This window comes from Pseudomonas sp. KH_050, assembly GCF_057838875.1.
Genome location: NZ_CM174478.1, coordinates 2,324,444 through 2,345,443 on the forward strand (window position 1 = coordinate 2,324,444; position 21,000 = coordinate 2,345,443).

Here is a 21,000-nt window from a genome sequence, read left to right on the forward strand (position 1 = left end):
CCTCGCAGCGTTTCTAACTTTCAGATGGGAGAACAATAACAATGAGTGACGCCCCGGTAATCGGCCATTACATCAACGGCCAAACGCAGGACAGTGGCAGCGAGCGCTTCAGCAACGTGTTCAATCCGGCCACCGGCAGCGTCCAGGCGCGGGTCGGGCTGGCCAGCCAGAAGACCGTCGATGAAGCCGTCGCCTCAGCCTTGCAGGCCTTCCCGGCCTGGTCCGAGCAATCGTCCCTGCGTCGCTCGCGAGTGATGTTCAAGTTCAAGGAACTGCTGGATCGTCATCACGAAGAGCTGGCAGAAATCATCAGCCGCGAACACGGCAAGGTCCTCTCCGACGCCAAGGGCGAAGTCACCCGCGGCATCGAGATCGTCGAATACGCCTGCGGCGCGCCGAACCTGCTCAAGACCGAGTTCAGCGACAACATCGGCGGCGGCATCGACAACTGGAACCTGCGCCAGCCGCTGGGCGTCTGCGCCGGGGTCACCCCGTTCAACTTCCCGGTAATGGTGCCGTTGTGGATGATCCCGATCGCACTGGTCACCGGTAACTGCTTCATCCTCAAGCCCTCCGAGCGCGACCCGTCGGCCAGTTTGCTGATGGCTCGCCTGCTCACCGAAGCCGGGTTGCCGGACGGTGTGTTCAACGTCGTGCAGGGCGACAAGAGCGCGGTCGATGCGTTGCTGCAACACCCGGACATCGAGGCGATTTCCTTTGTCGGCTCGACGCCAATCGCCGAATACATTCACCAGCAAGCCACGGCCCGCGGCAAGCGCGTGCAAGCGCTGGGCGGGGCGAAGAACCACATGATCGTCATGCCCGACGCCGATCTGGACCAGGCCGCCGACGCCTTGATCGGCGCCGCTTACGGCTCGGCCGGTGAACGCTGCATGGCGATTTCGATTGCCGTGGCGGTGGGCGATGTCGCCGACCGGCTGATAGCCAAGCTGCTGCCGCGCATCGACCAGTTGAAGGTCGGCAACGGCATGCAGGGCGACAGCGACATGGGGCCGCTGGTCACCGCCGAGCACAAGGCCAAAGTCGAAGGTTTTATCGACGAAGGCGTGGCCCAGGGCGCGCAGCTGATTGTCGACGGCCGCCACTTCAAGGTACCGGGGGCGGAGAACGGTTTCTTTGTCGGCGCAACGCTGTTCGACAAGGTCACGACCGAGATGAGCATCTACCGTCAGGAAATCTTCGGTCCGGTGCTGGGCATTGTCCGGGTCGCCGATTTTGCCAGCGCGGTGGCATTGATCAACGCCCACGAGTTCGGCAACGGCGTGTCTTGCTTCACCAGCGACGGCGGCATCGCCCGGGCGTTCGCGCGGACCATCAAGGTCGGCATGGTCGGCATCAACGTGCCGATCCCGGTACCGATGGCCTGGCATTCCTTCGGCGGCTGGAAGCGCTCGCTGTTCGGCGATCACCACGCCTACGGTGAAGAAGGCATTCGCTTCTACAGTCGCTACAAAAGCGTGATGCAACGCTGGCCGGACAGCATCGCCAAGGGTCCGGAATTCAGCATGCCGACCGCTAAATAAACCTATCGATCCACCTTGAGAGCGGAGAACAAGAATAATGAGCCAGCCCCTGCGTTTCGCCCTGAACCGTATGGTCGCCCCAGGATTGTCACTGCCGGATTTCATTGAACTGGCGGTGACCTTGAAAGCCGATGCCATCGAGATCCGCAACGACCTCAAGGGCGTCGAGATCGAAGACGGTACGCCGCCGCTGCGGGTCCGCGAGTTGTGCGCGGCGAAAGGGATCAAGGTGTTGTCGATCAACGCGCTGTATCCGTTCGATGTGTGGAATGACGAGCGCCGGGCACAAGCCCTCGAACTGGCCGCCTATGCCCGCGATTGCGGCGCAGAGGGGCTGGTGATGTGCCCGCTGAATGATCGCGCCGATCCGCGCACCAGGGTTGAACGCAGCACCGGCTTGCGCACGGCACTCAGCGAACTGGCGCCGATCCTGCGCGAGCACGGGATTCTCGGGTTCATCGAACCACTGGGCTTCGAAGAGTGTTCGCTGCGGCGCAAACGCACCGCGGTGGAGGCGATCAAGGCGGTGGGCGGGCTGGATGTATTGCGCCTGGTGCATGACACCTTCCACCATCACCTGGCCTGCGAGCATGAATTCTTCCCCGAACTGACCGGGCTGGTGCACATCTCCGGCGTCGAGGATTCAGACGCACCGCTGGCGAACATTCGTGACGGGCATCGGGTGCTGGTGGGCGAGGCGGACATCCTCGGCAATGCCGCGCAGATCGATACCTTGCTCGGCGGCGGTTACACGGGCTACCTGTCGTTCGAGCCGTTTGCCGAGAGTGTGCATAGGTTGGTGGATATCGAGCGGGCGATAGGGGTGAGCATGGATCACTTGAAGAACTCCCTGGCATAAACCGTCCACCGCGTAGGAGCTGCCGCAGGCTGCGATCTTTTGATCTTGTTGTTCCGGGAAACATCTCGGTCGGATGCAAGATTGTCAGGATCAAAAGATCGCAGCCTTCGGCAGCTCCTACAGGGGATCTGAGGTGCATTTGAAAGGATCGGACATGACTACTACACGACTGACCATGGCCCAGGCCCTGGTGAAATTTCTCGATAACCAGTACGTCGAGGTGGATGGGGTGCAGAGCAAGTTCGTTGCCGGGATCTTTACCATTTTCGGTCACGGCAATGTGTTGGGTCTCGGCCAGGCACTGGAGCAGGACAGCGGCGAACTGCTGGTGCATCAGGGCCGCAACGAACAGGGCATGGCCCACGCGGCCATCGGTTTTGCCAAGCAACACCTGCGGCGCAAGATCTACGCCTGCACCTCGTCAGTCGGCCCTGGGGCGGCGAATATGCTGACCGCCGCGGCCACTGCGAGCGCCAACCGGATTCCGTTGCTGCTGTTGCCCGGCGATGTCTACGCCAGTCGCCAGCCGGACCCGGTGCTGCAACAGATCGAACAATTCCACGACCTGAGCATCAGCACCAATGATGCCTTCAAGGCCGTGAGCAAATACTGGGACCGCATCAACCGTCCCGAGCAGCTGATGAGCGCGGCCATCCACGCCATGCGGGTACTCACCGACCCGGCGGAAACCGGCGCGGTGACCCTGGCCTTGCCCCAGGACGTGCAGGGCGAAGCTTACGATTACCCCGATTACTTCCTGCAAAAGCGCGTACACCGCATCGACCGCCGGCTGGCCACCGAAGCAATGCTCGGCGATGCCCTGGCCTTGCTCAAAGGCAAGCGTAAACCCTTGATCATCTGCGGTGGCGGGGTCAAATACTCAGGCGCCAACGCGGCGTTGCAGGCGTTTGCCGAGCGTTTCGATATCCCGTTCGCGGAAACCCAGGCCGGCAAAAGCGCGGTGGTTTCAGCTCACCCGCTGAACGTCGGCGGCATTGGCGAAACCGGTTGCCTGGCGGCGAATCTACTGGCCCGGGACGCTGACCTGATCATCGGCATCGGCACCCGTTACACCGACTTCACCACTTCGTCGAAATCGCTGTTCCAGCATCCCGAGGTGGAATTTCTCAACCTCAACATCAGTTCCTGCGATGCGCTGAAACTCGATGGCGTGCAACTGCTGGCTGATGCCCGGTCCGGTCTGGAAGCCTTGTCCGCTGCCTTGGCGCGCACCGGCTATCGCTCCGCCTGGGGCGATCAACCGAGCCAGGCCAAGGCGCAACTGGACGCCGAGGTCGACCGGGTTTATCAGGTCGAATACCAGGCCGAGCATTTCGTCCCGGAAATCAACGACCACATGGACCCGGCGGTGCTGCGTGAATTCATCGAGTTGACCGGCTCCTGCCTGACCCAGAGCCGGGTGCTCGGTGTGCTCAACGAAACCCTGCCCGGCGACGCGGTGATCGTTGCCGCTGCCGGCAGCCTGCCGGGCGATTTGCAGCGCAGCTGGCGCAGCAAGGGGGTGAACGGCTATCACGTCGAGTACGGTTATTCCTGCATGGGCTATGAGGTGAATGCCGCGCTGGGGGTGAAACTCGCCGAGCCTGAGCGTGAGGTCTATGCGCTGGTCGGCGATGGCTCGTACCTGATGCTGCACTCGGAGCTGGTCACCTCGATTCAGGAGCGGCGCAAGATCAATGTGGTCCTGCTCGACAACATGACCTTCGGCTGCATCAACAACCTGCAGATGGAACACGGCATGGACAGCTTCGGCACCGAGTTCCGTTTCCGCAATCCCCAAACCGGCAAGCTCGATGGCGGGTTCGTGCCGGTGGACTTCGCCATGAGCGCCGCGGCCTACGGCTGCAAGACCTACAAGGTGAACACGGTCGAGGAACTGCAGGCGGCGCTGGCCGATGCCCGTTTGCAGACGGTGTCAACGCTGATCGATATCAAGGTTCTACCAAAAACCATGATCCACAAATACCTGTCCTGGTGGCGCGTCGGCGTGGCGCAAGTCTCCACCAGCGCGCGCACCGATGCGGTGGCGAAAACCCTCAATGAACGACTGGCCAAGGCCCGTCAGTACTGATTGCTCTGCAAACAAAAATCCAACGGGAGAACAGAGATGTCTTTGTCTTTTAATTCGCTGCGGATCGGCGTCATCGGCACCGGTGCCATCGGTCAGGACCATATCCGTCGTTGCAGCCAGACCCTGCTCAACAGCCAGGTGGTGGCGGTGACCGACATCAATCTCGAGCAGGCGGCCAAGGTGGTCGCCGATTTGAAACTGACCGCCGAGGTTTACCCCGATGGCCATGTGCTGATCAACGCGCCAGAGGTCGAGGCGATTTTGGTCACGTCCTGGGGCCCGAGCCACGAAGAATTCGTGCTCGCGGCGATTACCGCCGGCAAACCGGTGTTCTGCGAGAAGCCGCTGGCGGTGACCGCCGAAGGCTGCCGCAAGATCGTCGAGGCCGAACTGGCCCATGGCAAGCGGCTGGTGCAGGTCGGGTTCATGCGTCCGTACGATCAGGGTTACCAGGCACTCAAGGCGGTGATCGACAGCGGCCAGATCGGCGAGCCGTTGATGCTGCATTGCGCCCATCGCAACCCGACCGTGGGCGAGAACTACAAGACCGACATGGCAATCACCGACACGCTGATCCATGAACTCGACGTGTTGCGCTGGTTGCTGGCCGATGACTATGTATCGGTGCAGGTGGTGTTCCCGCGCAAGACCAGCAAGGCCCACGCCCACTTGAAAGACCCGCAGATCGTTCTGCTGGAAACCTCCAGGGGCACCCGCATCGACGTCGAGATTTTCGTCAACTGCCAGTACGGGTATGACATCCAGTGTGAAGTGGTCGGGGAGACTGGCATTGCCAGGTTGCCCGAGCCGTCCCAGGTGCAACTGCGCAGCGGCGCCAAACTGTCCAACGCGATCTTGATGGACTGGAAGGACCGTTTTATCGCGGCCTATGACGTCGAGCTGCAGGCGTTTATCGACGGCGTGCGCGCCGGGCAAGTCGGCGGGCCGTCGGCCTGGGACGGCTTTGCCGCGGCGGTGGCGGCGGATGCGTGTATCGACGCCCAGAACAGCGGACAGATTGTGAAGGTCGCTCTGCCTGACCGCCCACATTTCTACGGCTAGCCCCCCTGTAGGAGCTGCCGCAGGCTGCGATCTTTTGATTTTGGCGCCCACCCAGACAACACGTTGCTCGCCGAAAAGATCAAAAGATCGCAGCCTGCGGCAGCTCCTACACAAAAGCAGCGCCAGTCGCTGGCGACGGAGAACAACAATGCGCATCGCACTAGACCCTTACATGTACCGCAACCTGCCCCTGGGCAAAATGGTCGACAAGGTCGCCGAGCTCGGTTACCAACACATCGAACTGTCGCCGCGGGAAGATTTCCTGCCGTTCTACAAGTCGCCGCGGGTCGACCGGGCGCGGATCAAGGAATTTCGCAAAGCCTTGAGCGACACCGGGGTGCAACTCTCCTCGCTGTTGCCGATGTACCACTGGGCCGCTGCCGATGAAGGTTTGCGCCAGGCCGCCTTGCGCAACTGGAAGCGCGCGATCCAGATCGCCGTGGAAATGGACTGCGAACTGGTCAACAGCGAGCTCACTGGCCAGTCGGACAATCCGCTGGTCTGCGAGAACCAGTTCATGCGTTCGATGGACGAGCTGATGCCGGTGTTCGAACGCGAAGGCATCAAGCTGGACATCCAGGCCCATCCCTATGATTTCTGCGAGCGCAACAACGAGTCGGTGGACATCATTCGCGGCCTGGATCGCGACTGGATCAACTACCTCTATGCCGCGCCCCACACCTTTTTCTACGACGACGGCAAAGGCGACATCGCCTCGATGCTCAAGTACGCCGGCGAAAAACTCACCCACCTGATCATCGCCGACACCTATAACCACAAGGCCTCGTCGGGCCTGCGCTACATCGTCAATCCGCCTGGCGTGACCGCCACCGTGCACCAGCACCTGGACATCGGTCAGGGCGAAGTGGACTGGGAGGCGTTTTTCAGCACCTTGCGCGAGCTCAAGTTCGACGGCATCGCCACGGTCTCGGTGTTTGCCTGGGAAGACCGACCGGATGAGTCCAACCGAATGATGCTGGAGCGGGTGACGCGCGAGCTTTGCCAATAAATTATCTGGCCTGCATCGAACCTGTAGGAGCTACCGAAGGCTGCGATCTTTTGATCCTGACAATCTTGCATTCGACCGAGATGCTTCCAGGAACAACAAGATCAAAAGATCGCAGCCTGTGGCAGCTCCTACGGATCACCCACCAGAAATGCCACATAGTTGAGGAAGCTCTTTATGCGTATCGGACTTGTCGGTTACGGCCATGGCGGCCGTTTTTTTCATGCTCCGCTGATCAGCAGTCTGCCCGCCGCGACCTTTGCCGGCGTGGTGACGCGTTCGGCCGAGCGGCGCCAATGCCTGGCAAAGGATTACCCGGGTGTTGCGGCTTTCGACACGATCGGCCAGTTGGTCGACGCCGGGGTCGATGTGCTGGTGGTTTCAACGCCTCTACCGGGTCGCCAGGCGTTAATGCTTGAAGCCATCGGCCATGGGGTGGCGGTGGTCAGTGACAAGCCCTTTGCTGCGGATGCTCGGCAGGCGGCCGCCCTGATCGCCGCTGCCGAACGGCAAAAAATCCCGCTGAGCGTCTACCAGAACCGGCGTTGGGATTCGGATTTCCTCACCGTGCGCAAACTGATCGAGGCTGGTGCCCTGGGGCAAGTGACCCGCTTCGAATCACGGGTCGAGCGCTATGCCCCGCAGTCGGTGGGGAATGGTAGCGGTGGCGGTTTCCTGCGCGATCTTGGCAGCCATCTGGTGGATCAGGCCTTGCAACTGTTCGGGCCGGTGGCACGGGTCTACGCCGAGCTGCACTACGCCCATCAAGGGCAGGCGTTCGATGACGGCTTCTTCATTTCCCTGACCCACAGCAACGGGGTGATTTCGCATCTGGCGGGCAGCTGCCTGCAAAACAGCCCCGCCCCGCGCTTTCGGGTCAATGGCACGGCGGGTTGCTACACCGTCGAGGGCCTGGACGGTCAGGAGGCTGCAGCATTGGCCGGTCTGTCGCCCAAGTCCGAGGGTGAGCGCTGGGGCGTTGAGGAGCACCGACGCTGGGGCTGGTTCGAACAAGGCGAGGAGCGCGAACGGATTCCTTCCGAGCGTGGCTGCTGGCAGCAGTTCTATTTGCAGCTACAAACCGCGTTACAGAGCGCTGGCCCACTGCCGGTCGACCCCCGTGATGCACTGCAAACCACTCGCGTTCTGGACGCGGCGCGACTCAGTGCGCAACGCCAGCGGGTGGTCGAACTGAGCGCGGTTTCCAGTGACGGAACAGAATTAGAATAAAATTCTAAAATGAGTTGATATAGAAATTAATTTCCAATAAAGTCATTTCCAGGTTGCCGACATCAGCGTCCAATCTGCCTCGAGTCTCTTGAAGCAGTGAAGGACGAACCAACAAAAACAAACAGGTACCGTCGATGAAAACCCTCAGCACTGCTCTGCGAGTTTTACCTGCCGCGCTCCACCTGTTCCGCGATCTGTTGCGCGGTTCGCACCTGTCCATGCTCCTTTCCCTTTCCAGACTCCTGTGCGTCGAACGCAAGGGCGCTGTGGTGTGCTGCATTGCTGGCGCACCCATCGTTCGTTTGTCAGCGCAGGCCAACTGATCCCGGTCCAACGCCTTATCCATAAAACCAACAAGAATGTGGAGACAGACTTTCATGCAGACCAAGACCCGTATCGCCTCACTTGCCCTCTCGCTGATGCTCGCCAGCGGCGCGGCGTTCGCTGACCTGAAGATCGGCGTGAGCATGTCGCAGTTCGATGACACCTGGCTGACTTACCTGCGCGAATCCATGGACCAGAAAGCCAGGTCCATGCCCGATGGCGTGACGCTGCAATTCGAAGACGCTCGCAGCGACGTGGTCAAGCAACTGAGCCAGGTGGAAAGTTTCATCAGCCAGAAAGTCGATGCCATCGTGGTCAATCCGGTGGATACCGCAGCGACCAGAAAGATCACCGAAGCCGCGGTCAGCGCCGGGATTCCGCTGGTCTACGTCAATCGTCGTCCGGATGACCTGAAGTTGCCCAAGGGCGTGATCACCGTGGCCTCCAATGACCTGGAGGCCGGTGAGATGCAGATGCAATACATCGCCGAAAAGATGAAGGGCAAGGGCGATATCGTGATTCTGCTCGGTGACCTGGCGAACAACTCCACGACCAATCGCACCAAGGGCGTCAAAGAGGTACTGGCCAAGCATCCGGACATCAGGATCGAGCAGGAACAGACCGGCATCTGGCTGCGCGACAAAGGCATGACCCTGGTGAACGACTGGTTGACCCAGGGCCGTAAATTCGACGCCATCGTCGCCAACAATGACGAGATGGCCATCGGCGCCGCCATGGCCCTGAAGCAGGCTGGAGTCGAGAAGGGCAGTGTGCTGATCGCCGGTGTCGACGGTACGCCCGACGGCTTGCGTGCGGTGAAAAAAGGCGATCTGGCGGTGTCGGTGTTCCAGGACGCCAAGGGCCAGGCCGTGGGTTCCATCGACGCGGCGGTGAAGATGGCCAGGAACGAGCCGGTGGACCAGGCGGTGTGGGTGCCTTACCGCTTGATCACCCCGGAAAACGTCGATCAGTTCAAATAACCGGTCCGCTCAATAACAACAATAAGCACGCAAGGTGGCCAAGGCGGCCTTGCTGATGGAGTACCTGATCATGTTCGCTTCAGCGACTGCTTCGAGCACCCCGTTGGTGGGTATGCAGCCAACTGCCACTCCTGTCGATGAGCCGTACCTGTTGGAAATCATCAACGTCAGCAAGGGTTTTCCCGGTGTGGTGGCCCTGTCCGATGTGCAACTGCGGGTGCGTCCCGGTTCCGTGCTGGCCCTGATGGGCGAGAACGGCGCCGGCAAATCGACCCTGATGAAAATCATTGCCGGCATCTACCAGCCGGACGCCGGCGAATTGCGCCTGCGCGGCAAGCCGGTGACCTTCGATACACCGCTGGCGGCGCTGCAGGCCGGGATCGCGATGATCCACCAGGAACTCAACCTGATGCCGCACATGAGCATCGCCGAGAACATCTGGATCGGCCGCGAGCAGCTCAACGGTTTCCACATGATCGACCACCGCGAAATGCATCGCTGCACGGCGAAACTGCTGGAGCGGCTGCGGATCAACCTCGATCCCGAGGAGCAGGTCGGCAACCTGAGCATCGCCGAGCGGCAGATGGTCGAGATTGCCAAGGCGGTGTCCTACGACTCCGACATCCTGATCATGGACGAACCGACTTCGGCAATTACCGACAAGGAAGTCGCTCACCTGTTCTCGATCATTGCCGACCTCAAGGCCCAGGGTAAGGGCATCATCTACATCACCCACAAAATGAATGAAGTGTTCAGTATCGCCGATGAAGTGGCGGTGTTCCGCGACGGTGCCTACATCGGCCTGCAGCGGGCCGACAGCATGGACGGCGACAGCCTGATCTCGATGATGGTCGGCCGCGAGCTGAGCCAGTTGTTCCCGGTGCGCGAGAAGCCGATCGGCGAGCTGTTGCTGGCAGTGCGCGACCTGCGCCTGGACGGGATCTTCAAGGGCGTGTCGTTCGACCTGCATGCCGGCGAGATTCTCGGCATCGCCGGCTTGATGGGCTCGGGGCGGACCAACGTTGCCGAAGCGATTTTCGGCATCACCCCCAGCGACGGCGGCGAAATCAGGCTCGACGGTCAGCCGGTGCGTATCAGCGACCCGCACATGGCCATCGAGAAGGGTTTTGCGCTGTTGACCGAGGATCGCAAGCTCAGTGGTCTGTTCCCTTGCCTGTCGGTGCTGGAGAACATGGAAATGGCCGTGCTGCCGCATTACGTCGGCAATGGTTTTATCCAGCAGAAAGCCCTGCGCGCCCTGTGCGAAGACATGTGCAAGAAACTGCGGGTGAAAACCCCGTCGCTGGAGCAGTGCATCGACACCTTGTCCGGTGGCAATCAGCAGAAGGCCTTGTTGGCCCGCTGGCTGATGACCAACCCACGGATACTGATTCTCGACGAGCCGACCCGCGGCATCGACATCGGCGCCAAGGCCGAGATTTACCGGTTGATTTCCTGCCTCGCCAGCGAAGGCATGGCGGTGATCATGATTTCCTCGGAATTGCCCGAAGTGCTGGGCATGAGCGACCGGGTGATGGTCATGCACGAGGGCGACCTGATGGGCACCCTGGTCCGCGGCGAGGCGACCCAGGAACGGGTCATGCAACTGGCCTCCGGAATGTCCGCGGTTCATTGACGGTTCAATGCATTTAAACGGTTTCTGTTGGCACCCAGGGTACTGGTCGCCGGTAACGCAATAGAAGGGTGAGTGGCTATGAACAACGCGATACTGGAAAACAAACCCGCGGCAGCACCGGCCAAGACGCGCCGGCGGTTCCCCACCGAATTGAGCATTTTCCTGGTGCTGATCGGCATCGGGCTGGTCTTCGAAGTGTTTGGCTGGATCGTTCGCGACCAAAGCTTCTTGATGAACTCGCAGCGTCTGGTGCTGATGATCCTGCAAGTGTCGATCATCGGGCTGCTGGCGATCGGCGTGACCCAGGTGATCATCACCACTGGCATCGACCTGTCGTCCGGCTCGGTGCTGGCGCTGTCGGCGATGATTGCCGCGAGCCTGGCGCAGACCTCGGACTTTACCCGGGCGGTGTTTCCCTCGCTGACTGACTTGCCGGTGTGGATTCCGGTGATCGTCGGACTGGGGGTCGGACTGCTGGCGGGGGCGATCAACGGCAGCATCATCGCCATCACCGGGATCCCGCCTTTTATTGCCACCCTCGGCATGATGGTTTCGGCCCGTGGCCTGGCGCGCTACTACACCGAAGGCCAGCCGGTGAGCATGCTCTCCGATTCGTACACCGCTATCGGTCATGGCGCGATGCCGGTGATCATTTTCCTGGTGGTGGCGGTGATCTTCCACATCGCCCTGCGTTACACCAAGTACGGTAAATACACCTACGCCATCGGCGGCAACATGCAGGCGGCGCGCACCTCGGGGATCAACGTCAAGCGCCACCTGGTGATCGTCTACAGCATCGCCGGGCTGTTGGCCGGGTTGGCCGGGGTGGTGGCTTCGGCCCGCGCCGCGACCGGGCAGGCCGGGATGGGCATGTCCTACGAGCTGGACGCGATTGCCGCCGCAGTGATCGGCGGTACCAGCCTGGCCGGTGGAGTAGGGCGCATCACCGGCACGGTGATCGGAGCACTGATCCTCGGGGTCATGGCCAGCGGCTTCACCTTCGTCGGGGTCGATGCCTATATCCAGGACATCATCAAGGGCATGATCATCGTGGTGGCGGTGGTCATCGACCAATACCGCAACAAACGCAAACTAAAACGCTGATGAGTACACCCGGGATCGCGTTCCGTCAATCGCTGTTCGTAAACCGGATAACCACGTAGCCGTTGGTCTTCTATATAGCGCCGCTCGATTGAATTTCTTGCTATAAACGCACTCCGATCACCATCTGCAAAGCCTGCCATAGCGCACTTTCATGCTTTGTTGGACAAACTCGCTGTCATTTCAGTTGCCGAGCCCTCAAGTCGGCCTTAGACTGCCGCCCCTCGTAAATTGAGTGCCGGGTGGCGCTTGGAATGTATGGCGCCTTTCCGACGATCTGCACCGGTCGGCCGGAACGCTCCCTTATTCGCCTTAATGCACGTATTTTTTATAGAGAAATCAATGACAAAGGAAAAGTTGCTGGCCATGCCGGCGGATGACTACATGAACGCCGAGCAACAGGCTTTCTTCACCGAGCTGCTGCAGGCCATGAAGGTCGAAACCCACGCGCGTATCGAGCAGAGCCGCATTGCCATTGAAAGCCTGGACACCCCGGCCGACCCTGCCGATGCCGCTTCCGTCGAAGAAGAGCGCCACTGGCTGGTCAACGTCATCGATCGTGACCAGCGCATGCTGCCGCAGCTGGAAATGGCCCTGGGCCGTATCGCGGAAGACACCTTCGGCTGGTGCGACGACAGCGGCGAGGCCATCGGCCTGAAACGCCTGCTGATCAGCCCGACCACCAAGTACTGCATCGAAGCTCAAGAACGCCACGAGCAAATCGACAAGCACCAGCGTCAGGCCTGATTCGTAGCGCCCTGATGCCAGTCAGTCAAGTATTGGCGGCCCCCCAAAGATCGCAGCCTGCGGCAGCTCCTACAGAATTTGTGTACACCTGAAAACTCACAGGTGGACGAAGATGGTGTAGGAGCTGCCGCAGGCTGCGATCTTGGCGGATATTCTCGCGCTGACATTTTGAGTCAGACACCTCGCACTTCTATTGATCTGCTGCAACCCCACGACTAAGGGACCATAGATAATGGCCCGGTAGTGGCGTTTAATGCCGGCAAAATAATAGAAACAGCATTGGGGTGACGAACATGACGAGCGACGGATCTCTGGCTGGCGCTACGCCGAATTCTGTGGCGTCGCTCAAGACGCCGGCACGCTGGCTGGCCCCTACGCTGCAAAGCATCGCCCTGATGCTGGTGCTCGGTGGCATGGCCTTCGGCGGCTGGTCACTTTACCTTTGCCTTCCGCTGGCGGTATTGACCATCTGGCTGCCGCGCCTGCGCTCGCGCCCGATGAACGATCCAACGGCTGCGGATGCTTGCGGTGCCATCGCCGAGTTGACTCGCGACCTTTCCTGCACCACCAGTCATAACGCCTTGTCCGCCGCTGGCGTGGCCTTCTCGGTCAAGCAGTTGGCCGCCAGGGTGCAGTCGCAGCTGGATGCCGCCGCGCGGATCGTCAGCAGTGCCGAAGTGATGATCGGCACCGAGCAAGTCACCTCGCAACTCAGTCGACAAGCGCTCAGCGCAGCCAGTGAGGCCCATCAGAGCAGTATGGAAGGACGCACGGTGCTTGCCGAGTCCATAACCCGCATGCATCAGCTCAGCCGGCGCGCCAATGACAGTCGTCAGTTGATGGAAGCCCTGAATCTGCGCAGTGAAGAGATTCAGCGGGTGACCCTGGTGATTCAGTCAATCGCCAGCCAGACCAACCTGTTGGCACTGAACGCGGCGATTGAAGCGGCGCGTGCGGGCGAACACGGACGCGGCTTCGCCGTGGTTGCCGATGAAGTTCGCAGCCTGGCCGGACGCACGGCGACGGCAACCGAGGAAGTCGGGGTGATGGTCGCCGATATTCAGCAGCGCACGGCGCAGGTGGTGGAACAGATTCGCCAGTTGTCCAGCGACCTCAATACCGGGGTCGAGCAGGTGGAGCATACCGGCCAGTCGCTGCAGACTATTGCCCGGCTGGCGGCGGGAGTGGAGAGCCAGGTGAGTGACATCGCCAAGGGGGCAGACACCAATCGCGAACAACTCGACAGCCTGTTCCATGCTGTCGAGCAGATGCGCAGCGACCTGGCGGTCAGCGATCAACAGACCCGGAGCCTGGCCGAGGCCGCGGTGCAGATGCAAGGCCAGGCCGAAACCATCAGTGAACGCCTCGCCGAGGTCGGGCTGGACGATTATCACCAGCGCGTCTATGACCTGGCCCTGGACGGTGCCAGGCAGATTGCCGCGCAGTTCGAGGCGGATATCGATCAGGGCCGTGTCAGTCTGGAGGACCTGTTCGATCGCAACTATCAGGCGATCCCGAAAACCAGCCCGGCAAAATTCCAGACCCGATTCGATCGTTACGCCGACCAGGTGTTGCCGGCGATCCAGGAGCCGTTGCTGGCGCGTCATGAAGGCCTGGTGTTCGCGATCGCCTGCACCCAGGAGGGTTATGTACCGACCCACAACACCCTATTCAGCCAACCACTGACCGGTGATGCGCAGGTGGATGCGCTGCATAACCGTACCAAGCGAAAGTTCGCCGACAGAACCGGGATCCGCTGTGGCAGCCATCAACAACCGGTGTTGCTGCAAACCTATACCCGTGACACCGGTGAGCTGATGCATGACCTTTCGGTGCCGATCATGCTCAAGGGGCGGCATTGGGGTGGCTTGCGGTTGGGCTACAAGCCTGAAAGCGCGCGACGCCATTGAGGGGATTGTTACATTTGATGCAATTAACCTGTACAGGGCGCTAGCTTTTTCCCTACCTGGTTACTCACTAACATGCCGACATTGTTAGGCAGCTAATGAAAAGCTCGGGAAAGTGCTCATGCAAAGCAAGGTCGATGTTGCGGTAATGATTGGTAGCGGGGTGCCTGCCGCGTTGCGGGCGCTGGGGCAAAGCGTCTGCTGGGTCGTATTGCTCAATGGCGAGCGACGCGGGACGGCGTTCTGCAGTCGGGATGAAGCCGAGGAGTGCAGGGCTGCCTGGCTGGCTCAACTGAATGTCGAGAAGCCCGACAGCCTGCATTGAACTGTGCGTTAGTGCCTTTGATGCATGCGCAGGTTCAGGTCGTCGACCACTCGTGCCCAATCGGCATCTTCACGCAGCTGTTCTTTCAGGAACGCCGCCTGCTGGGGTGACCAGAATTCAGCGTCTATCAGCTTTTTATCGTTGGCCAGCGGCGAGTGGCTGGCAATGAAATCGTCGATAGCCTTCTGGTTGGAATCCAGTCCCAGCTGATCGAACAGTCCTGTCAAATCATGTGTCGGTGACTCCATGGTCATCTCCTTTCCGATTGGCAACCCAAGGGTTCGAGGGTTGAGGTCTCATTGCCACACTGCATCTGAGGGGAGACTGACGCCAAGAGTTCGATTGGCAGCAGAGCCAGCCTCAGGCTGAAGTGTCGATCATGCCGTCAAGGCTAGCTCAGGTCTGGAACAAGGCCATGGTCGCCATGGAAATTGCACGGGTGACTGCCGCCAGGCAGATCGATCAAGCGTTCAATGCGCCTTCATCGACGGCAGTTTTCAGCGACTTGGCCGCCTCTCTGGCTGCCGTTGCGGCAACGTCCGAGGTCTTGAACCAGCGATCCTTCTCGACCTGATGGTAAGTCACGGTGGTCAAGGGCGGCTTGGCCCGCATCACGATGACCGCTTGAAACTCGCCTTCTACTTCCCTGGCCTCGCCATGGATGAAAAACTCACCGATATCAAATTCCGTCACGTAACGCCTTCCCATGGAGGTTATTGTACTTTTTGAAGCACAGCCCGGCAGGCTGGTTTTCAATGGTCGGGCCAGTATGGCAGTTGTTGCCTGCCGGTGGCTGAGTTAAGTCATCGGAGTGACGAAACGATTGCACCGGCAAAGCCTGGCCGGCGGTTCAACTATTGATTTCAAGGGCCCTTGCCAGCGCGCAGGCTTCGTTGTGATTGCGGCGAAATCCTCTGACGCGTCCGCTGGAGATCTCTTTGATGTGAAAAAAATTTTTTCCGGCGTTGAGTACCTGGTAACGCACCAAAGGCAGGTATTCAGGTGCCGGCTCCAGTGAGTAGAATGGCTTGTCACGCAGCGGTGCCACGCAGTTTGCGAAAGTGCCTGTGTCCTGGGCGAAGGGTAGATGTGTGTGCATAAGAAATCCTTTTCCATGAATTTACCGACGTCTGACCGACGCTATCTGTAGTCTCGATGAGCATCGCTGCTCTAGAATTACCTTTAGCGCTGGAGGTATAGGCATATCTAAAGCATTTTTTTGCTGGCGATATGTCAGAAAAGTGCTTTTCTAAAAGAGTTTTTTCCCTGAAATTGATAGTCCAGTATTCTCTGGCCATAAGAAGGGTGATTTCCTTCAAGGTCTGACGATGGCATGGATAGGCAGCGCCAGCGTTGCTCCACTAGTCTTGGCCTGTTGTATGTTGGAGCCGCGTTCAACTCTGTTCAGGGATCTGAGTATCAGTCATTGGAGTGTCAGTGCCGGCACCGGCGTTTTTTGTGCTGTCTGTGTTTCATGCGGACAGAGTCATTTTTAGATTCGGGGACGTTTCCTTGGCAGTAAGTAATCTCGATATGCATGCTTTGTTCGTGCTCGGTGATTTGCGCGCAAAGCTGGTCAAACAGTTTCAATCACGTTTCGTCTACATCACCGAACAGACTGCTGAAGGTATCTACATCGCCGAGATCGATACCGAATCGGCAATGGTCGTCGATGATAAACAGCACCTGGAGCTCAAGGTGGGTGATCATTTCCGCGCTGCGGTATTGCCCAGTCGTGAAGGTGGCAAGTTCGAAATCAAGTTTCGCGAGATCAAACTCACGGTTTATGGACTGGGCGAATATGCGTTTGTCACCACCGCCGACGGCCATGCCATCCTGTTCAAGGAAGGGCAAACCGTCGTGACGGTGTTCGCCGCCAACGAACAGCTGGAGGGCGGGCTGACCAAGACCTTGAAAGCAGTCACCGCTAAAGCAGCGAAGTGGCGCAAGGGCGAACTCACGTTCAAGGCCAGCGAGTAATGACCCTGACCCGCGCCGATTTCCATGAGCAGAACCTTGAGAGTGCCAGCGTGCTGGCCCTTCGCCTTTTCGCTGAAAAGGCCGCTCTCCAGGGCGCCTGGTTGGGTTGGGTAGCCTCGCAGATCTACAGCTTGCATCCGGCGGAGTACGCCAGCATGGTCAGGCGGGAACTCAAGCGCTTGCAGGAATCCTGCGAAAAATAGCCGACATGCCTCGAAAGCAGGAACCTCTACTACAGTCAGTTGACTGAACTACCAGGGGCTCGCGGTCTTCTTCTGGAAGATCATCCTGCTATTGCTGTGAAAAGCACGAGGTGCATAAGCATGAAAGGATTTCGAGTGCTGCTGGCCAGCACATTGACCACGCTCTGTTTGTTGACTGCGTCCATCCCGGCATCAGCGGCTCCGGCGCCGATTCATTTTGCCGACCTCAACTGGGAAAGCGGCAGCCTGATCACCGATATCCTGCGGATCATTGTCGAGACGGGTTACGGCTTGCCCACCGATACGCTGCCGGGTACCACCATCACCCTGGAAACCGCCCTGGCTAACAATGACATCCAGGTCATCGGCGAAGAGTGGGCCGGGCGCAGCCCGGTGTGGGTCAAGGCCGAGGCCGAGGGCAAGGTGGTGAGCCTGGGCGATACCGTCAAAGGCGCGACCGAAGGGTGGTGGGTGCCCGAATATGTGATCAAGGGTGATCCGGCCAAAGGCATCAAGCCCATGGCGCCGGGCTTGCGCAGCGTGGCCGATCTGCCGCGGTACAAGGATGTCTTCAGGGATCCGGAAACTCCCGGCAAGGGGCGGTTTCTCAATAGCCCGATCGGCTGGACCTCGGAAGTGGTCAACGCGCAGAAGCTCAAGGCCTACGGCCTGAGCGACAGCTATGTGAATTTTCGCAGCGGCTCCGGTGCGGCGCTGGACGCGGAAATCAGCTCGTCGATCCGGCGTGGCAAACCGGTGCTGTTTTATTACTGGTCACCCACGCCGTTACTCGGGCGCTTCAAGCTGATCCAGCTGGAGGAACCGCCATTCGACGCCGAAGCCTGGAAAACCCTGACCGACGCTGATAATCCCACTCCCAAACCAACGCGCTCGTTGCCGTCGAAACTGTCGATTGGCGTGTCCACGCCGTTCCAGAAGCAATACCCGCAACTGGCGGAGTTCTTCACCAAGGTCGATTTCCCGATCGATCCTTTGAACAAGGCGTTGGCCGACATGAGCGAAAGCCACACCGCCCCGCGCCAGGCCGCCGAAGCTTTTATGAAAGCCCATCCGGATGTGTGGCGGGCGTGGTTGCCCAAGGATGTGGCGGACAAGGTAGCTGCGGCGTTGAAGTAAGGGGAAGTGTGGAGATCAATTGTGGCGAGGGGGCAAGCCCCCTCGCCACAGCTTTTGATTTACTCAAAACCGGCTCTGCACCGCCAGCTCGAATGTCCGTGGCGTTCCCAGGTAGTACGCCGGAGAAACATGGGCGAATTCGGCGTACACCTCGTTGGTGAGGTTGCGCACCCGGCCAGTCACTGTGGTGTGCCGGTCCACCTTGAAGCTGAGGAAGGTTCCGTACAAGGTGTATGACGGCAATGTCAGGGTATTGGCGTTGTCGGCGTACACCGACGCCACATAACGCGCATCGACGCCGCCTTGCCAGGCTGGGGCAAAATCATAGGTCAGCCACAGATTGCCGACCCGCTCCGGGACGTTGGTCGGGGTATTGCCCTTGCGTGAGACCACCACTCCCGCGGCATTTTTCTCATTGAATTCGTCGTACTCGGCATCGACCCAGGCGAAGTTGCCTTCGGCCAGCAGCTTCGGGGTGATCCTGAAGGATCCTGCAAGCTCGATGCCTTTGGAGGTCTGCTGGCCGACCGGAATGCTTTGGGTCGGGTCTAGCGGATCGGTTACCGCGAAGTCCTTGCGCTCGATCGTATAGGCCGCCAGCGTCGCTGAGCCGCGACCGTCCAGGTAGTCGAATTTGCTGCCGACCTCCCACTGTTTGCCGGTAGAGATATCGAAATCCTGAGTGCCCCCCGGCTGCTCGGCGGCGGTGCTGTATTGCACATACACATTGGCGCTCGGAATGAACTGGTAGGTCAGGCCCACCCGGCCGGTCAGCGGCTCCCAGCTGCGCTCGAGATGCCGTGGATTGCTCGCAGTCACCACGCGGTGGTTGGTCACCTCAAGGTCGATGTCGTCGTAGCGAAGACCGGTCAACAGCGCCAGTTTGTCGGTGAGCGCCAGGCGGTTCTCGGCGAAGATCGCCCGGGTGGTGACTTCATTGGTCTTGTCGCTGACGAAGCCTGATCGGGTCCCGGGAATGTCATAGAAATGCCCGGGGTCGTAATGGTCCGGGTCGACCGTGCTCGGTCCTTTGACGTTCAGCGGCGAGTTGGTGGTGCGGTTGACCTTGTACTCGAAACCGCCGGACCAGGTGGTGTCGAGGCCGAACAGGCGATTGTCGTGACGCAGCTCGAACTGGTTGCCGTTCTGCTCGCCCTGATGACGCACCTGATAGGCGGTCGAGCGGTTCACCAGACTGTTATCGGCGTTGTACTGGTACGTTTCCAGGTTGCGGTAATCGCGCTGGCTGTCCAGGTGGTAGAGGGTGTTGCGCAGGCTGGTACTGTCATTGATGCGGTAGTCGATGATCGAGCGGGCCCAGATTGTCCGTTGTTCATAACGACCGTCCTCGACGTTGTAGTTGTTGAAGCGATTGTGTCGGTCGATCTTCAGCTCGCCGCGTTTGGGGTTCAGCACCGGCGTGCCCCAGTAAGGGCTGTCTTCATGTTCGTCCTGGTACTCCAGGGCCAGGGTGTGAGACAGGTTGGGGGTCAGGTCGCTGAGCAAGGAAAATGCCGCACTCCAGGCATTGCGCTCCTGGCGGTCGATATAGCCGTTGCTGGCATTGCGACTGACGTCCAGTCGCGCGTAGTGCTGTACGTCCGAGCTGGCGTCGCTCAGGGCATGATTGAGACCGAAGGCGACCTCTCCGGTGTCATAGGTGCCATAGCTGACCCGGCCTTCAGCCGCTTGCTCCTCGCGGGTCGCGAGTTTGGTGATGTAGTTCAACGAACCGCCGACGGAACCGGCGCCATTGATCAGCGACGATGGGCCGCCGACCAGCTCCACCCGGTCATAGATCCAGGCATCCACCGGCCGTGCCAGGCCGCCGGAAACATTCACACCGTTGAACATCTGCGTGATCTGGCTGCTGGTGAAGCCGCGATAGGAGACGAAGCCGCCAAACCCCGGCGGTGCGCTGGCATTCACCCCGGGCAGGGTGTTCGCCGCATCCTGGAAGTTCTGCGCGCCGTGGCGTTCGATGTCGTTGCGGTTGGCCACGGCGACCGAGGCCGGGGTTTCGCGAACGCTCAAGCCCAGACGCGACGCCATGCCGCTGGATTGATCCAGGCTCAGGCCGGGAGTGGACTGCGGTTCAGCGCCGCCAATGGTGGTCGGTGCCAGCTCAATAGGGTTTTGCGCCCAGGTAGTGGCGGACAGGCAGCCGAACAGGCCTGCGAGCAGGGAAACGTGTTTCATCGATAAATCCTGAAGTCTTGGCGTGGAAAACAGCCCACGGGCCAACGCCACGCGTTAGCGAGCCGGGCTGATCAAGAAAAGGCGAAAGACTTAAACGACAGGAGGGGCGCGAGGATTGGCCGTCGGCCAGATTGAACGGGAGGGGAGATCAGCGTTGGGCAGCAGCAACAGCGGCGGGCTGTGTTGCTGCGGCAGGAGCGCCAGGGTCAGGCTGGAATTGAATGCCGGACCCATGCCGCCGGTGGAACACAACGGGCAGCCAAAGGCCTTGGTCAGGGTGGGCAGTTTTTCTTCGGCGGGATTCGACTGGGTCGGCGCCTGGGTGCGCGGGTCGACCGTACAGAACTGGCCGCCAATGCCATTGAGCTGCATGCCGACCATTTGCCCGTGACCGATGCTGCAGGCGAACACGTTGAACAGGACGCAGCAGTAAAGCATCCAGGCAATCAGTGAGCGGTCGGTACGAGCGAGTTTCATGGGGCGGCACTGTAGCATTACTGATGACACAGAGACTTACAAAAAGTGCCTGGGGCGTTCATTCTTTTGCGCCAGCGCCTACGCCGACCCTGGCTTGCCAAAAGATCTGCGAGATGCCCACGGCCTTACGTGTTGACGCAAAGGCTCAGGGCGCAATGACGGTCCTCCAGACGACGATAAAGGTCCAGAAG

21 protein-coding genes are annotated in these 21,000 nt (G+C 60.0%); 16 read left to right on the plus strand and 5 right to left on the minus strand.

The window, feature by feature from the left end; translation table 11 throughout:
- The first annotated feature begins 41 nt into the window (after positions 1-41).
- The 13 genes from AC3IUA_RS10600 (at position 42) to AC3IUA_RS10660 (ending at position 14,813) form a co-directional block, all read left to right on the plus strand.
- On the plus strand, positions 42-1,544 hold the full coding sequence (locus AC3IUA_RS10600; protein ID WP_489360685.1) for a CoA-acylating methylmalonate-semialdehyde dehydrogenase: 1,503 nt from the start codon (positions 42-44) through the stop codon (positions 1,542-1,544).
- 37 nt (positions 1,545-1,581) lie between these two features.
- Complete coding sequence (locus tag AC3IUA_RS10605) at positions 1,582-2,403, plus strand: TIM barrel protein (protein WP_489360687.1); 822 nt, start codon at positions 1,582-1,584, stop codon at positions 2,401-2,403.
- 154 nt (positions 2,404-2,557) lie between these two features.
- Positions 2,558-4,495 (plus strand): 3D-(3,5/4)-trihydroxycyclohexane-1,2-dione acylhydrolase (decyclizing), encoded by a 1,938-nt coding sequence (iolD, locus tag AC3IUA_RS10610; protein ID WP_489360689.1) that lies wholly within the window; start codon positions 2,558-2,560, stop codon positions 4,493-4,495.
- A gap of 36 nt (positions 4,496-4,531) precedes the next feature.
- Entirely contained in the window at positions 4,532-5,557 is a 1,026-nt protein-coding gene (gene iolG / locus AC3IUA_RS10615; RefSeq protein ID WP_489360691.1) for a bifunctional inositol 2-dehydrogenase/D-chiro-inositol 1-dehydrogenase, read from the plus strand.
- Between the two features lie 148 nt (positions 5,558-5,705).
- Positions 5,706-6,566, plus strand: a complete 861-nt coding sequence (locus AC3IUA_RS10620; RefSeq protein ID WP_489360693.1) for a sugar phosphate isomerase/epimerase family protein — start codon at positions 5,706-5,708, stop codon at positions 6,564-6,566.
- A 174-nt stretch (positions 6,567-6,740) separates the two neighbouring features.
- Entirely contained in the window at positions 6,741-7,793 is a 1,053-nt protein-coding gene (locus AC3IUA_RS10625; protein WP_489360694.1) for a Gfo/Idh/MocA family protein, read from the plus strand.
- A 134-nt stretch (positions 7,794-7,927) separates the two neighbouring features.
- Positions 7,928-8,116, plus strand: coding sequence for a hypothetical protein (locus AC3IUA_RS10630; RefSeq protein WP_489360696.1), 189 nt, complete (start codon positions 7,928-7,930; stop codon positions 8,114-8,116).
- A 54-nt stretch (positions 8,117-8,170) separates the two neighbouring features.
- A complete protein-coding gene (locus AC3IUA_RS10635; protein ID WP_489360698.1) occupies positions 8,171-9,097 on the plus strand; it encodes a sugar ABC transporter substrate-binding protein in 927 nt (308 codons plus the stop codon).
- A gap of 70 nt (positions 9,098-9,167) precedes the next feature.
- The gene (locus AC3IUA_RS10640) at positions 9,168-10,733 is read left to right on the plus strand and encodes a sugar ABC transporter ATP-binding protein (protein ID WP_489360700.1); all 1,566 of its coding nucleotides are present in this window, start codon (positions 9,168-9,170) and stop codon (positions 10,731-10,733) included.
- A 78-nt stretch (positions 10,734-10,811) separates the two neighbouring features.
- A complete protein-coding gene (locus AC3IUA_RS10645) occupies positions 10,812-11,837 on the plus strand; it encodes an ABC transporter permease (protein ID WP_489360702.1) in 1,026 nt (341 codons plus the stop codon).
- Between the two features lie 339 nt (positions 11,838-12,176).
- Positions 12,177-12,581: a TraR/DksA family transcriptional regulator gene (locus tag AC3IUA_RS10650; RefSeq protein WP_489360704.1), complete on the plus strand. Its 405-nt coding sequence runs from the start codon at positions 12,177-12,179 to the stop codon at positions 12,579-12,581.
- A 758-nt stretch (positions 12,582-13,339) separates the two neighbouring features.
- Entirely contained in the window at positions 13,340-14,491 is a 1,152-nt protein-coding gene (locus AC3IUA_RS10655) for a methyl-accepting chemotaxis protein (RefSeq protein ID WP_489362305.1), read from the plus strand.
- A gap of 118 nt (positions 14,492-14,609) precedes the next feature.
- Positions 14,610-14,813 carry a hypothetical protein gene (locus AC3IUA_RS10660; RefSeq protein WP_489360706.1) on the plus strand — a complete coding sequence of 68 codons (204 nt, stop codon included), beginning with the start codon at positions 14,610-14,612 and terminating at the stop codon, positions 14,811-14,813.
- A gap of 8 nt (positions 14,814-14,821) precedes the next feature.
- Here the strand turns inward: AC3IUA_RS10660 and AC3IUA_RS10665 are convergent, their stop codons facing one another.
- The 3 genes from AC3IUA_RS10665 to AC3IUA_RS10675 form a co-directional block, all read right to left on the minus strand.
- A complete protein-coding gene (locus AC3IUA_RS10665; protein WP_489360708.1) occupies positions 14,822-15,061 on the minus strand; it encodes a DUF2789 domain-containing protein in 240 nt (79 codons plus the stop codon).
- Positions 15,062-15,275: 214 nt separating this feature from the next.
- Positions 15,276-15,506, minus strand: coding sequence for a hypothetical protein (locus AC3IUA_RS10670; protein ID WP_489360710.1), 231 nt, complete (start codon positions 15,504-15,506; stop codon positions 15,276-15,278).
- 157 nt (positions 15,507-15,663) lie between these two features.
- Positions 15,664-15,912: a hypothetical protein gene (locus AC3IUA_RS10675; RefSeq protein WP_489360712.1), complete on the minus strand. Its 249-nt coding sequence runs from the start codon at positions 15,910-15,912 to the stop codon at positions 15,664-15,666.
- A gap of 434 nt (positions 15,913-16,346) precedes the next feature.
- On the opposite strand from AC3IUA_RS10675, the gene AC3IUA_RS10680 reads away from it, so the two are divergent.
- From AC3IUA_RS10680 to AC3IUA_RS10690, 3 genes are all read left to right on the plus strand, one after another.
- Positions 16,347-16,793, plus strand: coding sequence for a hypothetical protein (locus tag AC3IUA_RS10680; protein ID WP_489362307.1), 447 nt, complete (start codon positions 16,347-16,349; stop codon positions 16,791-16,793).
- Entirely contained in the window at positions 16,793-16,996 is a 204-nt protein-coding gene (locus AC3IUA_RS10685; RefSeq protein ID WP_489360714.1) for a hypothetical protein, read from the plus strand. Before AC3IUA_RS10680 ends, AC3IUA_RS10685 begins: the two co-directional genes overlap by 1 nt.
- 120 nt (positions 16,997-17,116) lie before the next feature.
- The gene (locus AC3IUA_RS10690; protein WP_489360716.1) at positions 17,117-18,133 is read left to right on the plus strand and encodes an ABC transporter substrate-binding protein; all 1,017 of its coding nucleotides are present in this window, start codon (positions 17,117-17,119) and stop codon (positions 18,131-18,133) included.
- Between the two features lie 63 nt (positions 18,134-18,196).
- Here AC3IUA_RS10690 and AC3IUA_RS10695 read toward each other — a convergent pair whose 3' ends face one another.
- Together AC3IUA_RS10695 and AC3IUA_RS10700 are read right to left on the minus strand one after the other, a co-directional pair.
- Positions 18,197-20,332 carry a TonB-dependent receptor gene (locus tag AC3IUA_RS10695; protein WP_489360718.1) on the minus strand — a complete coding sequence of 712 codons (2,136 nt, stop codon included), beginning with the start codon at positions 20,330-20,332 and terminating at the stop codon, positions 18,197-18,199.
- Positions 20,333-20,422: 90 nt separating this feature from the next.
- Entirely contained in the window at positions 20,423-20,809 is a 387-nt protein-coding gene (locus tag AC3IUA_RS10700; RefSeq protein ID WP_489360720.1) for a DUF2946 domain-containing protein, read from the minus strand.
- Positions 20,810-21,000: the final 191 nt, after the last annotated feature.

Coding starts and splice junctions, on each gene's coding strand:
- AC3IUA_RS10600 (WP_489360685.1), top strand. CDS start 42: ATGAGTGACGCCCCGGTAATCGGCCATTACATCAACGGCCAAACGCAG.
- AC3IUA_RS10605 (WP_489360687.1), top strand. CDS start 1,582: ATGAGCCAGCCCCTGCGTTTCGCCCTGAACCGTATGGTCGCCCCAGGA.
- iolD (WP_489360689.1), top strand. CDS start 2,558: ATGACTACTACACGACTGACCATGGCCCAGGCCCTGGTGAAATTTCTC.
- iolG (WP_489360691.1), top strand. CDS start 4,532: ATGTCTTTGTCTTTTAATTCGCTGCGGATCGGCGTCATCGGCACCGGT.
- AC3IUA_RS10620 (WP_489360693.1), top strand. CDS start 5,706: ATGCGCATCGCACTAGACCCTTACATGTACCGCAACCTGCCCCTGGGC.
- AC3IUA_RS10625 (WP_489360694.1), top strand. CDS start 6,741: ATGCGTATCGGACTTGTCGGTTACGGCCATGGCGGCCGTTTTTTTCAT.
- AC3IUA_RS10630 (WP_489360696.1), top strand. CDS start 7,928: ATGAAAACCCTCAGCACTGCTCTGCGAGTTTTACCTGCCGCGCTCCAC.
- AC3IUA_RS10635 (WP_489360698.1), top strand. CDS start 8,171: ATGCAGACCAAGACCCGTATCGCCTCACTTGCCCTCTCGCTGATGCTC.
- AC3IUA_RS10640 (WP_489360700.1), top strand. CDS start 9,168: ATGTTCGCTTCAGCGACTGCTTCGAGCACCCCGTTGGTGGGTATGCAG.
- AC3IUA_RS10645 (WP_489360702.1), top strand. CDS start 10,812: ATGAACAACGCGATACTGGAAAACAAACCCGCGGCAGCACCGGCCAAG.
- AC3IUA_RS10650 (WP_489360704.1), top strand. CDS start 12,177: ATGACAAAGGAAAAGTTGCTGGCCATGCCGGCGGATGACTACATGAAC.
- AC3IUA_RS10655 (WP_489362305.1), top strand. CDS start 13,340: ATGGAAGGACGCACGGTGCTTGCCGAGTCCATAACCCGCATGCATCAG.
- AC3IUA_RS10660 (WP_489360706.1), top strand. CDS start 14,610: ATGCAAAGCAAGGTCGATGTTGCGGTAATGATTGGTAGCGGGGTGCCT.
- AC3IUA_RS10665 (WP_489360708.1), bottom strand. CDS start 15,061: ATGGAGTCACCGACACATGATTTGACAGGACTGTTCGATCAGCTGGGA.
- AC3IUA_RS10675 (WP_489360712.1), bottom strand. CDS start 15,912: ATGCACACACATCTACCCTTCGCCCAGGACACAGGCACTTTCGCAAAC.
- AC3IUA_RS10680 (WP_489362307.1), top strand. CDS start 16,347: ATGCATGCTTTGTTCGTGCTCGGTGATTTGCGCGCAAAGCTGGTCAAA.
- AC3IUA_RS10685 (WP_489360714.1), top strand. CDS start 16,793: ATGACCCTGACCCGCGCCGATTTCCATGAGCAGAACCTTGAGAGTGCC.
- AC3IUA_RS10690 (WP_489360716.1), top strand. CDS start 17,117: ATGAAAGGATTTCGAGTGCTGCTGGCCAGCACATTGACCACGCTCTGT.
- AC3IUA_RS10695 (WP_489360718.1), bottom strand. CDS start 20,332: ATGAAACACGTTTCCCTGCTCGCAGGCCTGTTCGGCTGCCTGTCCGCC.
- AC3IUA_RS10700 (WP_489360720.1), bottom strand. CDS start 20,809: ATGAAACTCGCTCGTACCGACCGCTCACTGATTGCCTGGATGCTTTAC.